Below are 13,397 nucleotides of genomic sequence, written 5' to 3' on the forward strand. Positions count from 1 at the left end.
CCAGGAAAGAGCTTAGCCATGACCGACTTCGACCCGGCCCGGCATCGCATGATCCCCGCGCAACGCTGGTTTGAGGATTTCGTGGTCGGCGAGCGTTTCGTGCTGCCGAGCCGCACGCAGACGACGGCCGTGTTCGCGGCCTTCCAGACCGCGAGCGGCGATACCCATCCGGTGCATTACGATGTGGAGTATTGCCGCAGCCGCGGCATGCCGCATCTGCTCGCCCACGGTTTCCAGACGCTGATCCACACCGCGCCCGGCGCGGGCCTGTTTCCGTTCATGGTCGAGGACTCCCTGGTCGGCTTCCTCGAGCAATCCAGCCGGTTCCTCAAACCGGTGTTCGCCGACGACACAATCTATCCCGCGCTCGAGGTCACCGAGCTGGTGCCGGGACGCTCGACCGGCGCCGTGACGCTCAAAAGCACCGTGTTCAACCAGCGCAAGGAGCTGGTGCTGGATGGCACGCAGAAATTCCTGATCCGGCGCCGGCCCCTCTGACGTCGTCCTGTGGTTAAGCAAGGCCACAAATCGCCGGGTTTCGGCTGATTTGCGGGTCTATCCGGGTTGCCGCGCGGGACCGGCTGGCCTACCTATGGCCCATGAAATTCCTAGACGAAGCAAAGGTCTATATCCGCTCCGGCGACGGCGGAAACGGCTGCGTGGCGTTCCGCCGCGAAAAATTCATTGAATTCGGCGGCCCCTCCGGCGGCAATGGCGGCCGCGGCGGCAATGTCATCATCGAGGTCGCCGACGGGCTGAACACGCTGATCGACTATCGCTACCAGCAGCACTTCAAGGCCCAGAAGGGCGAGAACGGCTCGGGCTCGGACCGCCACGGCGCCAATGGCAAGTCGATCGTGCTGAAGGTCCCCTTGGGCACGCAGATCTTCGACGAAGATCGCGAGACCATGATCCACGATTTCACCACGGTGGGCGAAAAATTCGTGCTGGCCGAAGGCGGCAATGGCGGCTTCGGCAACGCCCATTTCAAGACCTCGACCAACCGCGCGCCGCGCAATGCCAATCCCGGCCAGCCCGGCGAGGAGCGCTGGATCTGGCTGCGGTTGAAGCTGATCGCGGATGCCGGTCTCGTCGGTCTGCCCAATGCCGGCAAATCGACCTTCCTCGCCAAGGTCAGCGCGGCCAAGCCGAAGATCGCTGACTACCCCTTCACCACGCTGCATCCGCAGCTCGGCGTCGTGAATGCCGACGGCCGCGAATTCGTGCTGGCTGACATTCCCGGCCTGATCGAAGGCGCGCATGAAGGCGTCGGTCTCGGCGACCGCTTCCTCGCCCATGTCGAGCGTTGCCGCGTGCTGCTGCATCTCATCGATGCGACCTGCGAGCACGCCGGCAAGGCCTACAAGACGGTGCGAACGGAGCTGGACGCCTATGCCGGACAGCTCACCGACAAGATCGAGATCGTCGCGCTGAACAAGATCGACGCGGTCGAGCCGGACGAGTTGAAGAAGCAGAAGGAGCGGCTGAAGCGCGCCGCCAAGAAGACGCCGCTGCTGCTCTCCGCGGTCACCGGCGACGGCGTGCAGGAAGCGCTGCGCGCCCTGGCGGATGTGATCGGCGAGAGCCCGGTCTCTGCCAAGGCAAAGAGCGCGGCCGAAGCGGAGCCTTGGTCGGTTTGATTCGTCGTCCCGGCGAAGGCCGGGACCCATAGCCACCGAACGCGATTTGGCGAAGATTGGTCATTGCCGTCTTGCGCCACGACTTCTGCTGAGGAGTATGGGTCCCGGCCTTCCCCGGGACGACGTTGGGAGAGGTTGTCACCGGCGTTCCGATAGCGCAGCATCCAGCAATCAAGAACCGGCAGGGATGATTCATGGCGCGCGCGAAGAATGTTCTCTGGATCATGTGCGACCAGCTTCGCTACGACTATCTCGGCTGCACCGGCCATCCCACGCTGAAGACCCCGAACATCGACGCCATGGCGAAGCGCGGCGTGCTGTTCAGCAAGGCCTATGTGCAGTCGCCGATCTGCGGTCCCTCGCGGATGTCGTTCTACACCGGGCGCTACATGCGCTCGCACGGCTCGCACTGGAACGGCTGGCCGTTGCGGGTCGGCGAGCCCACGCTCGGCGATCACCTCAAGAAGCTCGGCGTGCGCAACGTGCTGGTCGGCAAGACCCACATGGCGCCCGATCTCGAAGGCATGAAGGCGCTCGGCATCCCGCCGGAATCGATGATCGGCGTGCACGTCGCCGAATGCGGGTTTGAGCCCTATGAGCGCGACGACGGCCTGCATCCCACCGGGAGGCCCCGTCCGAAATACGACGATTATCTGCGCCAGCAGGGTTTTGATGCGCCCAATCCCTGGGAGCATTGGGCCAATTCCGGCGCGGCCGAGGACGGCTCGCTGCAAAACGGCTGGCTGCTCGTGCATGCCGACAAGGCCGCGCGCGTGCCGGATGAGCATTCCGAGACGCCCTACATGACGCGACGCGCCATGGACTTCATCAGCGAAGCGGAGACCGATGGCAGGCCATGGTGCCTGCATCTGTCCTACATCAAGCCGCACTGGCCCTACATCGCGCCCGAACCGTACGCCAGCATGTATTCGACACCAGACATGATTCCGGTGATCCGCTCCGAGCGCGAGCGGCAGAATCCGCATCCGGTGTTCGGCGCCTATATGGACATGCGCTACTCCCGCAACATGGCGCGCGACGATGCCCGCGAGAAGGTGATCCCGACCTATATGGGCCTGATCACCCAGATCGACGACCAGATGGGCGTGCTGATGAAGTTCCTGGAGGAGCGCGATCTGCTGGATACCACCATGATCGTATTCACCTCCGATCACGGCGATTATCTCGGCGATCACTGGATGGGCGAGAAGGATCTGTTCCACGAGCAGTCGGCGAAGATTCCGTTGATTGTCATTGATCCCTCGAAGGAGGCGGATGCGACGCGCGGCACGCGCAACGATGCTCTGGTCGAAGCCATCGATCTCGCGCCGACCTTCGTCGACTATTTCGGCGGCAAGGTGCCGGGCCATATCCTCGAGGGACGCTCGCTGCTGCCGCTGCTGCGCGGCGAGAGTCCGCCAGATTGGCGCAAGGTGGCGTTCTCCGAATACGACTATGTCATGCAGGACGTGCGGCTGAAGCTGAACCAGCCGATCGAACGCTGCCGCCTGTTCATGGTGTTCGACGGCCGCTGGAAATACATCCACGCCTCGGGCTTCCGCCCGATGCTGTACGACCTCGAAACCGATCCGGAAGAGTTTGTGGATCGCGGCGACGACCCCGAGTGCGCCGGCATCATCGCGCGACTGCAGGCGGAATTGTTCAACTGGGCGCTGCATCCCAACGACCACATCACGACCTCGCGCGAGAAGATCGCGGCCTATGCCGACAACCAGCTCCAGGTGAAGGGCGGGATCCTGATCGGGATCTGGGACGAAGCCGAGCTGGCGTCGATCAAGGACGGAATTGAACAGCGCGCGAAGCTGTAGGTGAGCGGAACGACGCTCTCTCGGCTCGTCGTGCCCGGGCTCGACCCGGGCATCCACGTCTCGCGTCAAGTGGCGGTGCACGTGGATGGCCGGGACAAGCCCGGCCATGACGGCGTAGAGCGGAAACAGAAACTAATTCTCGATCTTGTATCCCGTCGCCTTCACGATCGGCTGCCAAAAGGCGGTGTTTGCGGCGAGCTCCTTCGTCAGACCTTCCGCGCTGCTGCCGACCGGGATCAGCCCGATTGCGGTGAGCTTTTCCTTCACCTCGGGCTTGGCGAGCGCGGCGCTTGCGGCAGCGCCGAGCTTGCTTGCGAATTCCGGCGAGCTGCCGGCAGGAAGCCACATGCCGTACCAGGCGTCGGCGACGAGATCGATGCCGCTCTCCTTCAAGGTGGGCACCTCCGAAGCAAAGGGTGAACGTTCGGCGCTCGCGACCGCGATGATCTTCACGCCCTTGGCACGATGCTGCGGTAGCGCATCCGCCAATGTGACGATGCCGAACGAGACATGACCGCCGATGATGTCGTTGAGGATGGGCGCGCTGCCGCGATAGGGCACGCGCGTCATGGCAATGCCGAGGTCCTTCTCGAGCTTGGAGCCCATGAAATGCGGGATGGTGCCGTTGCTCGGCACGCCGAACGACGCCTTGTCCGGATGCGCCTTCAGCCAAGCGACGAATCCCTTGAAATCCGCGGCATCGATCGCCGGGCTGATCACGACGGCGAACTCAAACCGCGCCAGCAGCGAGACCGGGACGAAATCCTTTGCGGTATCGAAGCTCGGGGTCGTCTCCACCATCGGCAGCAGGTACATCGTGGGCCCGGTCGTCACCAGCACCATGTTGCCGTCGGGGCTGCCGCCCTTCACCGCCTTGATGCCGATCAGGCCGTCACCGCCGGTGCGGTTCTCGACCACCATTGTCCGCTGCAGCGCCGGCGCCATCTCCTGCGCGATCAGCCGGCACAGCGTGTCGCCGCCCGCTCCCGCCGCGAACGGGAAGATCATTTTCGTCAGCCCGGCCTGAGCTTGCGACCCGCCCGCTTGCGCCAACAACGGCAACCCGAGGCATCCGGCGATGAATTTGCGGCGGTCCATTGGTTTCCTCTTTGAGCCCATTTTGGTTGGCGACAGTTAGAGCTAGACGGGCGCTCCGGACAAGCGCCGTTTACCGGGCCTGCCGCCTTGCGCCGGCCATCGTCCTGCTGCAAAAGCAGGCCTTACCGGCGCCGCTCTCCAGCACATACACACACCACATACACAGATGGCCAGCCCCGAACTCAGTCAATTCCGCCGCATCGTCGTCAAGGTCGGCTCCGCGCTGCTGGTCGATTCCGACAAGGGCGAGGTGCGGGCGTCCTGGCTTGCCGCGCTCGCCGACGACATGGCCAAGCTGCATCGCGAGGGACGTGACGTGCTCGTCGTGTCCTCCGGCTCGATCGCGCTCGGCCGCAGCCGTCTGAAACTGCCGCGCGGCCCGCTGAAGCTGGAGGAGAGCCAGGCGGCGGCTGCCGTCGGTCAGATCGCGCTGGCGCGGATCTGGTCGGAGGTCCTTGGCGCCCACGGCATCGGCGCCGGCCAGATCCTGGTGACGCTGCAGGACACCGAGGAGCGCCGCCGCTATCTCAACGCGCGCTCCACCATCGGCAAGCTGCTGGAGTGGCGCGCAATCCCCGTGATCAACGAGAACGACACGGTCGCCACCAACGAGATCCGCTACGGCGACAACGACCGCCTCGCCGCGCGCGTCGCCACGATGGCGAGCGCGGACCTGCTGGTGCTGCTGTCCGACATCGACGGGCTTTACGACGCCCCGCCGAAGAACAACCCGAACGCCAAGCTCATTCCGGTCGTCGACAGCATCTCCTCGGAGATCGAGGCTGTCGCAGGCGACGCCGAGTCCGAGCTGTCGCGCGGCGGCATGCGCACCAAGGTCGAAGCCGCAAAAATCGCGACCACCGGCGGCACGCATATGCTGATCGCCTCGGGCAAGATCGAGCATCCGCTTCAGGCGGTCGCCGATGGCGGCCGCTGCACCTGGTTCCTGACGCCGGCCAATCCCATCACGTCGCGAAAGCGCTGGATCGCGGGCTCGCTAGAGCCGAAGGGCACCCTGACGATCGACGCCGGCGCGGTCGCGGCGCTCCGCGCGGGCGCCAGCCTGCTGCCGGCCGGAGTCGTCAAGGTCGAGGGCCAGTTCGCCCGCGGCGACGCCGTGATCGTCCGCGGCCCCGACACCAGCGAGGTCGGCCGAGGCCTGATCGCCTATGACGCCGACGATGCGGAGCGGATCAAGGGCCGCTCCTCCCCGGATGTCATGGCCATCCTCGGCATTAGCGGGAGGTCCGAGATGATCCACCGCGATGATCTGGTGATGGGCGGGTAACGCTCGGCAGGCGCCCAAACCGTCATGCCGGGCTTGTCCCGGGCATCCACGTTCTTTCTTGCTGCCGGCAAGGCGTGGATGGCCGGGACAAGCCCGGCCATGACGTCGGAGCTGGGCCAGTGGCCGAGGTGGCACAACACCGGGAGACCTGCCATACCCGCCCCGCCCTTCGCAAAAGCGGGATTTCCGTGCTAGGACACTGCCTTAGCAGAAGGTTGAAACTCCCATGGCCGCCCCCCTCAAAGCCGTCGACGGCAATGCCGATCTTCAGGCGCTGATGACCGATCTCGGTACCCGTGCCCGCGCTGCCGCGCGCGTGCTGGCGCTGGCGCCGCCGGAGCAGAAGAACCGGGCGCTCGAGGCCATGGCGCGGGCGATCCGCAACAACGCGGCCGCGATCCTTGCCGCCAATGCCGAGGACGTCACCGAGGCCCGCGCCTCAGGCAACGCCACCTCGTCCTTCATCGACCGCCTGACGCTGACGCCGGCGCGGGTCGAGGGCATGGCCGAGGGCATCGGCATCGTGCGCGGCATTGCCGATCCGGTCGGCATCGTCACCGAGAGCTGGCAACGGCCGAACGGCATGACCATCGAGCGCGTGCGCGTGCCGCTCGGCGTCGTCGGCGTGATCTTCGAGAGCCGGCCGAACGTTGCGGCGGACGCCGGCGTTCTGTGCCTGAAGTCCGGCAATGCCGTGATCCTGCGCGGCGGCTCCGACAGTTTCCGCTCCTGCCGCGCGATCCACGACTGCCTGGTGCAGGGCCTGCGCGAAGCGGGCCTCCCCGAGGCCGCAATCACGCTGGTGCCGACGCGCGACCGCGCGGCGGTAGGCCAGATGCTGTCGGGATTGAACGGCGCCGTCGACGTGATCGTGCCGCGCGGAGGCAAGAGCCTCGTCGCACGCGTCGAACAGGAAGCGCGCGTGCCGGTGTTCGCGCATCTCGAAGGCGTCAACCACGTCTATATCGACGGCAGCGCCGACCTCGCCATGGCGAAATCGATCGTGCTCAACGCCAAGATGCGCCGCACCGGCGTCTGCGGCGCCGCCGAGACGCTGCTGGTCGATCGCGCCGCTGCCGGTAAAAACCTCAAGCCGCTGATCGAGATGCTGATCGAGGCCGGCTGCGAAGTGCGCGGCGACGACGCCGTGCAAAAGACGGATCCGCGAGTCAAACCCGCGAGCGCGGACGATTGGGACACCGAATATCTCGATGCGATCATCGCAGCGAAGGTGGTGGACGGCGTCGACGGCGCGATCGCGCATATCCAGAACCACGGCTCGCATCATACCGATGCGATCGTGAGCGCGGATGAGACCGTTGCGAAAAGATTCCTGAGCGAGGTCGATTCCGCGATCGTGCTGCACAACGCCTCGACGCAGTTCGCCGACGGCGGCGAGTTCGGCTTCGGTGCCGAGATCGGCATCGCGACCGGCAGATTCCATGCCCGCGGCCCGGTTGGCGCCGAGCAGCTGACGAGCTTCAAATATCGCGTTCACGGCACCGGGCAGACGCGGCCGTAGACGACGCAGGGCGCGGGGCATTGAGCAACAATTTCGTCGCGCCACGTTTCTTCGCGCAGGCCATACCGACCCATACCTCTGGCATGCGCATCGGCCTGCTCGGCGGCTCGTTCAATCCGCCGCACCAGGCCCATCGCGCGATCAGCCAGTTCGCGCTGAAACGCCTCCAGCTCGATCGCGTGTGGTGGCTGGTGACGCCAGGCAATCCGCTGAAGGAGAACGGCGCGCTGCATGAGCTCGGCGAGCGCATGCAGGCGGCACGCGAAATGGCCGACGATCCCAGGATCGAGGTGAGCTGTCTCGAATCCGTCATTCGCACGCGCTATACCATCGACACGATCAACACCTTGCGCCGCCGCCTCTCGGGCTTGCGCTTTGTCTGGATCATGGGCGCCGACAACCTCGCTCAATTCCATCGTTGGCAGCACTGGCGGCGCATCGCCGGTCAAGTACCGATCGCGGTCATCGACCGCCCGCCGCAGAGTTTTCGCGCCCTCGCCTCTCCCGCCGCCCAGGCGCTCAGGCGCTATCGGATGCCGGAGAACCAGGCGCCATTGCTTGCGGATCGGGCCGCCCCGGCTTGGGTGTTCCTGACCGGAATGAAGCTGAATCTCTCGTCGACGGGCTTACGGAACCCGGACGGAAGCTGGAAAGGTACGAAGTGAGTCAGATTGTGCGAACGCCATGTGGCCTTCGGGCTCTCTGGCATATTGAAACCCTTAACCCCACATGATGTAGTGTAACCAGTGAGCGCCGGATTCGGCGTTCGCGATACAGTGAAAGGAATGGTCCCTGACCACATCTGTATTGTCCAAGACAGCCTCACCCAAGACGGCTTCACCGAAGTCTGTTTTACCCAAGGTTGCCAAGCCGACGCGTAAAACATCGACCAAAGCTGCGGCCTTGAAGGCGCAACCCGACGCCGACAAGACGCTGAGCCTGATCCTCTCCCGCCTCGACGACATGAAGGCGGAAGAGACGGTCACCATCGACCTTCGCGGCAAATCGGCCTACTCCGACTACATGATCGTCACCACCGGCCGGGCCAACCGGCACGTCGGCGCGATCGCGGAGAACGTCGCCAAAGGCCTCAAGGAAAACGGTATCAAGAACATCCACGTCGAGGGCTTGCCCAATTGCGACTGGGTGCTGATCGATTCCGGCGATGTGATCGTGCACGTGTTCAGACCCGAGGTCCGCGAGTTCTACAGTCTCGAGAGATTGTACACGCAGGGCCCAGGGGCGGCGAAGGCGATCTGAGAGGCTGCTGGCCGATTTCGAATCGGCTGACGCGCATGCTAGCGTCGTGCGCGCGCAGATCGCGCGCGGTCCAGAAAACACGACCCTGAACATATCATGCGCATAGCCGTCATTGCGGTGGGTCGGCTGAAGCAGGGCCCCGAACGGGAGCTTGCCGAGCGCTATTTCGAGCGGTTCGACGAGGCCGGCCGCAAGCTCGGATTCCGCGAGCTCGCCATCCACGAATTGCCCGAAAGCCGCGCGCGCGATACGGCGACGCGGATGGCCGAAGAGGCGGCGGCGATCTCCGCGCATGTTCCCGAAAAATCGGTCCTGGTGGCGCTGGACGAGCGCGGCCAGAATCTGGATTCGACCGTATTCGCACGGCATCTCGGGCGCTGGCGCGACGAGGGTGCCGGTCATACTATCTTCATGATCGGAGGGGCGGACGGACTTTCGCCCGAATTGCGCCGTAAGGCCAAGCTCGCGATCGCGTTCGGCTCTGCGACCTGGCCGCATCAAATGGTCCGCGTCATGCTTCTGGAACAGCTTTATCGGGCCGCCACCATTCTGGCCGGCCACCCCTATCACCGCGCGTGATCCGCGCCACAACGAGCACCTTTGCTTAAAGCGATGCGAGCGCCAATTCTCAACCTGCTGCTGATCGCCGGCGTTTTGGGCTCAAGTATTTTGGGCGCAAGCCTCGCGCAAGCTCAGACGCCTGCACCGCAGACTGCGGCCGTCGCGCCCGATGCGATCAAGCAGCGCGAGCAGGAGCTCGAAGCCGCGCGCGCCAGCAAGAAGAGCGCGGAGGAAGCGCAGGCCAAGCTCAAGGCCGAGATCACCTCGCTCGGCCAGGACCGCACCCAGCTCAATCAACAATTGATCGACACCGCCGCCAATGTGCGCACTGTCGAGATCAAGATCGACGAGGCCGAAGTGCGGCTGCGATCGCTGAACGGCCGCGAGCAGGCGATGCGCAGCTCGCTCGATTTACGCCGCGCCGACATCGTCGAGGTGCTGGCGGCCTTGCAGCGCGCCGGAAGGCGGACGCCGCCGGCGCTATTGGTACGGCCCGAGGATGCCCTGCAATCGCTGCGCACGGCGATGCTGCTCGGTGCCGTCGTGCCGGAATTGCGCGGTCGTGCCGAGAAGATCGCAAGCGAGCTCGGCGAGCTCGTGGCCTTGCGCAAGACCATCGCGACCGAGCGCGACCAGCTCGCATCCGACCGCGACAAGGTGCGTAACGACCAGACCCGGCTCGCGGCTCTGGTCGACGAGCGGCAGCGCCAGCAGGCGTCGCGCGAAAAGGACCTCGACGCCGAGAATGCGCGCGCCGTCGCGCTCTCACGACAGGTCGGCGATCTCCAGGGGCTGATCGCCAAGATGGAGCAGGATCTGCAAAGTGCCGCCAAGGCAGCCGAGAAGGCGGCCGAGGCGGCCAGGCAGGCCGAGGCCAAGGCGGCTGCAAACGCGGCCGCCAGCGCCAAGGCCGGCCCCGGCGCTTTCAAGGACCGCTCCCGGACCACCCCGGCGATGGCCTTCGCCGCAGCCAAGGGTCTCCTGCCTCTTCCGGTTAACGGTAACAAGATCAGGGATTTCGGCGGTTCGGACGGGCTCGGCGGGGTCCAGAAGGGCATTTCGCTGGCGACCAGGCCCGGCTCCCAGGTCACGACGCCGTGTGACGGCTGGGTGGTCTATGCCGGCCCGTTCCGCAGCTATGGACAACTCTTGATCCTCAATGCCGGGGGCGGGTATCATGTGCTGATCGCCGGGATGGAGCGCATTTCGGTCAACATCGGTCAGTTTGTGCTCACGGGGGAGCCTGTCGCGACCATGGGGTCGACTTCTCAAGTCGCCTCCATTCTCGCCACGAACGCGAGTCAACCTGTGCTCTATGTCGAGTTCCGCAAAGACGGCACTCCAATCGATCCAGGCCCATGGTGGGCCGCAAATGAAGGCGAGAAGGTTCGCGGATGATGCGCAAGACTTCAGTTATCCTCCTCAGCGCGGCCACCGGTGCGGCGCTGACGCTGTTCGTGACGCAACCGCGCGCAGTCTTCATGGGCTCCAGCGCGCGAGCCGCCACCGCGGACACCTATCGCCAGCTCAATTTGTTCGGCGACGTCTTCGAGCGCGTGCGCTCGGACTATGTCGAGAAGCCCGACGACACCAAGCTGATCGAATCCGCGATCAGTGGCATGCTCACCGGTCTCGATCCGCATTCGAGCTACATGGACGCCAAGAGCTTCCGCGACATGCAGGTGCAAACCCGCGGTGAGTTCGGCGGCCTCGGCATCGAAGTCACGATGGAAGACGGCCTGATCAAGGTGGTCTCGCCGATCGACGACACCCCGGCCTCGCGCGCCGGCGTCATGGCCAACGACATCATCACCAATCTCGACGACGAGGCGGTGCAGGGCCTGACCCTGAACCAGGCGGTCGAGAAGATGCGCGGCCCCGTCAACACCAAGATCAAGCTCAAGATCATCCGCAAGGGCCAGGACAATCCGATCGACGTCACGCTGGTGCGCGACAACATCCGCGTCCGCTCGGTGCGCGCCCGCGTCGAGGCCGACGACATCGCCTATATCCGCATCACCACCTTCAACGAGCAGACCACCGAAGGCCTGAAGCGCGAGGTCGCCAACCTCTCGAATCAGATCGGCGACAAGCTGAAGGGCTATGTCATCGACCTCCGCAACAACCCGGGCGGCCTGCTCGAGGAAGCGGTCACCGTCTCCGACTCCTTCCTGGAGAAGGGCGAGATCGTTTCGACCCGCGGCCGCAATGCCGAGGAGACCCAGCGCCGTACCGCGCATACGGGCGACCTCACCAAGGGCAAGCCCGTCATCGTGCTGGTCAATGGCGGCTCGGCTTCGGCATCGGAAATCGTCGCCGGCGCGCTGCAGGACCACAAGCGCGCGACCATCGTCGGCACGCGCTCGTTCGGCAAGGGCTCGGTGCAGACCATCATTCCGCTCGGAAGCGGCAACGGCGCGCTGCGTCTGACCACGGCGCGCTACTACACGCCGTCGGGCAAGTCGATCCAGGCCAAGGGCATCGTGCCCGACATCGAAGTGCTGCAGGACGTGCCGGACGAGCTGAAGTCGCGCACCGACACCAAGGGCGAAGCTTCGCTGCGCGGCCATCTCAAGAACGACGGCGACGAGAAGACCGGCTCGCAGTCCTACGTTCCGCCGGACGCCAAGGACGACAAGGCGCTCAAGCTCGCCGACGATCTGCTCCACGGCATCAAGAACAGCGCCTCCGCGGCGCCCACCCCGGGCGGCGACAAGGCCACGACCGACAAGCCCAAAGCGGCGAACTAGGTCGGCGCATCGCGATCTGACGAAAAAGGGCGGCTCCGGAGCCGCCCTTTTTGCTTGGAACTCCTGCTATCCCCGGCCTATCCCGGCCTATCCCGGCCTGCCGCCGCTTGACCTCGGCGTGGTATCGTCGTCTCGAGTGATTCGGGATCGCGCATGACTGAAACGGCCGATGATCTGAGCGCCCCGCTCGGACGGGACAAGCCGCGCCGGAAACGCCGGCTGCGGCTGCCGTTCACGGCCATGCAGCTGCTCGCTGTCCTGCTCGGCCTGTTCCTGGTCAGCTTTGCCGGCTTCGCCATCTTCAACAAGGATCCGCTCGGCGGCGAGCCGATGACGCGGCTCGCGATCCGCGAGCCCAATGCCGCAGACAAGGCGGGTGATGACAAGCCGGCCGCTTCCGGCCACGGTCAGGACAGCAAGCAGGAGACGAAGCACGAGACCAAGGAGGCGCCGAAGCAGGCGGGCGAGCAGAAGACCGTCACCATGATCGACGGTTCCACCGGCACGCGCCACGACGTGGTGATCGGCGGCGATCCCGCCGGCAAGAGCGAGGCGGCCTCGGCCTCCGCACCGCCGCCCGTCATGGCCGGGATCGACCCAAAACTTCTCGAGAAATCGCGCTACGGCATGATCCCCGCGATTTCCGGCGACCTCAAGCCGTTCAACGTCTATGCGGCGGATGCCGACCGCGCCAAGGCCGCCAAGATGCCGGTGGTCGCGGTCCTGATCGGCGGCCTCGGCGTCGGCGCCGCCAAGACCACCGATGCCATCATGCGGCTGCCAGCAGCGGTGACGCTGGCCTTCACGCCTTATGGGTCCGATCCAGGAAAACTCGCCGAGCGCGCCCGCGCCCAGCGCCACGAGATCTTCCTCCAGATTCCGATGGAGCCCTATGACTTCCCCGACAACGATCCGGGGCCGCAGACGCTGCTGACGTCGCTCAGTGCCGACCAGAACATGGACCGGCTGTATTGGCATCTGAGCCGGATGCAGGGCTATGCCGGACTCACCAATTTCATGGGCGCCCGCTTCATCGCAACGGAGCCGGCGATGCAGCCGATCATCCGCGAGGCGGCCAAGCGCGGCCTCGGCTTCTTCGACGACGGCTCCTCGCCGCGCAGCATCGCGCCCCAGGCCGCCGGCAGCTTGGCGATGCCGTTCGGCAAGGGCGATATCGCGATCGACGCGGTGCCGACCCCGGCCGAGATCGATCGCGCCCTGACCAAGCTCGAAGCGGCGGCGCGCGAGCGCGGCGTGGCCGTGGGCACCGCCTCCGCCCTCCCGGTCTCGATCGAGCGCATTGGCGCCTGGACCAAGACATTGGGCGACCGAGGTATCCTTTTGGTGCCATTGACAACCGCGATGCTGAAATCAAAATCCAGCTAAATCAACGGATTGGTACGGCACAGACCCGCGGGGCCTGCTTCAGCCTTACCGACAGCATGCGAG

At 65.3% G+C, this 13,397-nt stretch carries 12 protein-coding genes; 11 read left to right on the forward strand and 1 reads right to left on the reverse strand.

Annotated elements, in window-relative coordinates; all coding sequences use genetic code 11:
* The first annotated feature begins 18 nt into the window (after window positions 1–18).
* The 3 genes from IVA75_RS10185 (at window position 19) to IVA75_RS10195 (ending at window position 3,469) form a co-directional block, all read left to right on the forward strand.
* On the forward strand, window positions 19–498 hold the full coding sequence (locus IVA75_RS10185; RefSeq protein WP_027566429.1) for a MaoC family dehydratase: 480 nt from the start codon (window positions 19–21) through the stop codon (window positions 496–498).
* A 101-nt stretch (window positions 499–599) separates the two neighbouring features.
* Window positions 600–1,640 (forward strand): GTPase ObgE, encoded by a 1,041-nt coding sequence (gene obgE, locus IVA75_RS10190; protein WP_027566428.1) that lies wholly within the window; start codon window positions 600–602, stop codon window positions 1,638–1,640.
* Window positions 1,641–1,834: 194 nt separating this feature from the next.
* Window positions 1,835–3,469 carry an alkaline phosphatase family protein gene (locus tag IVA75_RS10195; RefSeq protein ID WP_247284904.1) on the forward strand — a complete coding sequence of 545 codons (1,635 nt, stop codon included), beginning with the start codon at window positions 1,835–1,837 and terminating at the stop codon, window positions 3,467–3,469.
* A 132-nt stretch (window positions 3,470–3,601) separates the two neighbouring features.
* Here the strand turns inward: IVA75_RS10195 and IVA75_RS10200 are convergent, their stop codons facing one another.
* The gene (locus IVA75_RS10200; RefSeq protein ID WP_247284905.1) at window positions 3,602–4,567 is read right to left on the reverse strand and encodes a Bug family tripartite tricarboxylate transporter substrate binding protein; all 966 of its coding nucleotides are present in this window, start codon (window positions 4,565–4,567) and stop codon (window positions 3,602–3,604) included.
* A 166-nt stretch (window positions 4,568–4,733) separates the two neighbouring features.
* Between IVA75_RS10200 and proB the strand changes: the two genes are divergently transcribed.
* The 8 genes from proB (at window position 4,734) to IVA75_RS10240 (ending at window position 13,334) form a co-directional block, all read left to right on the forward strand.
* Window positions 4,734–5,855 carry a glutamate 5-kinase gene (gene proB, locus IVA75_RS10205; RefSeq protein WP_247284906.1) on the forward strand — a complete coding sequence of 374 codons (1,122 nt, stop codon included), beginning with the start codon at window positions 4,734–4,736 and terminating at the stop codon, window positions 5,853–5,855.
* Window positions 5,856–6,081: 226 nt separating this feature from the next.
* The gene (locus IVA75_RS10210) at window positions 6,082–7,377 is read left to right on the forward strand and encodes a glutamate-5-semialdehyde dehydrogenase (protein WP_247284907.1); all 1,296 of its coding nucleotides are present in this window, start codon (window positions 6,082–6,084) and stop codon (window positions 7,375–7,377) included.
* Between the two features lie 20 nt (window positions 7,378–7,397).
* The gene (locus IVA75_RS10215; RefSeq protein WP_247284908.1) at window positions 7,398–8,042 is read left to right on the forward strand and encodes a nicotinate-nucleotide adenylyltransferase; all 645 of its coding nucleotides are present in this window, start codon (window positions 7,398–7,400) and stop codon (window positions 8,040–8,042) included.
* Between the two features lie 238 nt (window positions 8,043–8,280).
* Window positions 8,281–8,637 carry a ribosome silencing factor gene (gene rsfS / locus IVA75_RS10220; protein ID WP_007604366.1) on the forward strand — a complete coding sequence of 119 codons (357 nt, stop codon included), beginning with the start codon at window positions 8,281–8,283 and terminating at the stop codon, window positions 8,635–8,637.
* Between the two features lie 96 nt (window positions 8,638–8,733).
* A complete protein-coding gene (gene rlmH, locus IVA75_RS10225) occupies window positions 8,734–9,216 on the forward strand; it encodes a 23S rRNA (pseudouridine(1915)-N(3))-methyltransferase RlmH (RefSeq protein WP_027566421.1) in 483 nt (160 codons plus the stop codon).
* Window positions 9,217–9,249: 33 nt separating this feature from the next.
* The gene (locus tag IVA75_RS10230; RefSeq protein WP_247284909.1) at window positions 9,250–10,596 is read left to right on the forward strand and encodes a peptidoglycan DD-metalloendopeptidase family protein; all 1,347 of its coding nucleotides are present in this window, start codon (window positions 9,250–9,252) and stop codon (window positions 10,594–10,596) included.
* Complete coding sequence (locus IVA75_RS10235) at window positions 10,593–11,948, forward strand: S41 family peptidase (RefSeq protein ID WP_018459850.1); 1,356 nt, start codon at window positions 10,593–10,595, stop codon at window positions 11,946–11,948. Before IVA75_RS10230 ends, IVA75_RS10235 begins: the two co-directional genes overlap by 4 nt.
* A 153-nt stretch (window positions 11,949–12,101) precedes the next feature.
* A complete protein-coding gene (locus tag IVA75_RS10240; protein ID WP_247284910.1) occupies window positions 12,102–13,334 on the forward strand; it encodes a divergent polysaccharide deacetylase family protein in 1,233 nt (410 codons plus the stop codon).
* Window positions 13,335–13,397 lie beyond the last annotated feature (63 nt).

It is taken from the genome of Bradyrhizobium sp. 134, assembly GCF_023074155.1.
Taxonomy (GTDB): domain Bacteria; phylum Pseudomonadota; class Alphaproteobacteria; order Rhizobiales; family Xanthobacteraceae; genus Bradyrhizobium.

Bases quoted from the DNA above. Each gene is read 5' to 3' on its own strand.
- proB (WP_247284906.1), top strand. From the start codon at position 4,734: ATGGCCAGCCCCGAACTCAGTCAATTCCGCCGCATCGTCGTCAAGGTC.
- IVA75_RS10185 (WP_027566429.1), top strand. From the start codon at position 19: ATGACCGACTTCGACCCGGCCCGGCATCGCATGATCCCCGCGCAACGC.
- IVA75_RS10240 (WP_247284910.1), top strand. From the start codon at position 12,102: ATGACTGAAACGGCCGATGATCTGAGCGCCCCGCTCGGACGGGACAAG.
- IVA75_RS10230 (WP_247284909.1), top strand. From the start codon at position 9,250: ATGCGAGCGCCAATTCTCAACCTGCTGCTGATCGCCGGCGTTTTGGGC.
- rlmH (WP_027566421.1), top strand. From the start codon at position 8,734: ATGCGCATAGCCGTCATTGCGGTGGGTCGGCTGAAGCAGGGCCCCGAA.
- obgE (WP_027566428.1), top strand. From the start codon at position 600: ATGAAATTCCTAGACGAAGCAAAGGTCTATATCCGCTCCGGCGACGGC.
- IVA75_RS10195 (WP_247284904.1), top strand. From the start codon at position 1,835: ATGGCGCGCGCGAAGAATGTTCTCTGGATCATGTGCGACCAGCTTCGC.
- IVA75_RS10200 (WP_247284905.1), bottom strand. From the start codon at position 4,567: ATGGACCGCCGCAAATTCATCGCCGGATGCCTCGGGTTGCCGTTGTTG.
- IVA75_RS10210 (WP_247284907.1), top strand. From the start codon at position 6,082: ATGGCCGCCCCCCTCAAAGCCGTCGACGGCAATGCCGATCTTCAGGCG.
- IVA75_RS10235 (WP_018459850.1), top strand. From the start codon at position 10,593: ATGATGCGCAAGACTTCAGTTATCCTCCTCAGCGCGGCCACCGGTGCG.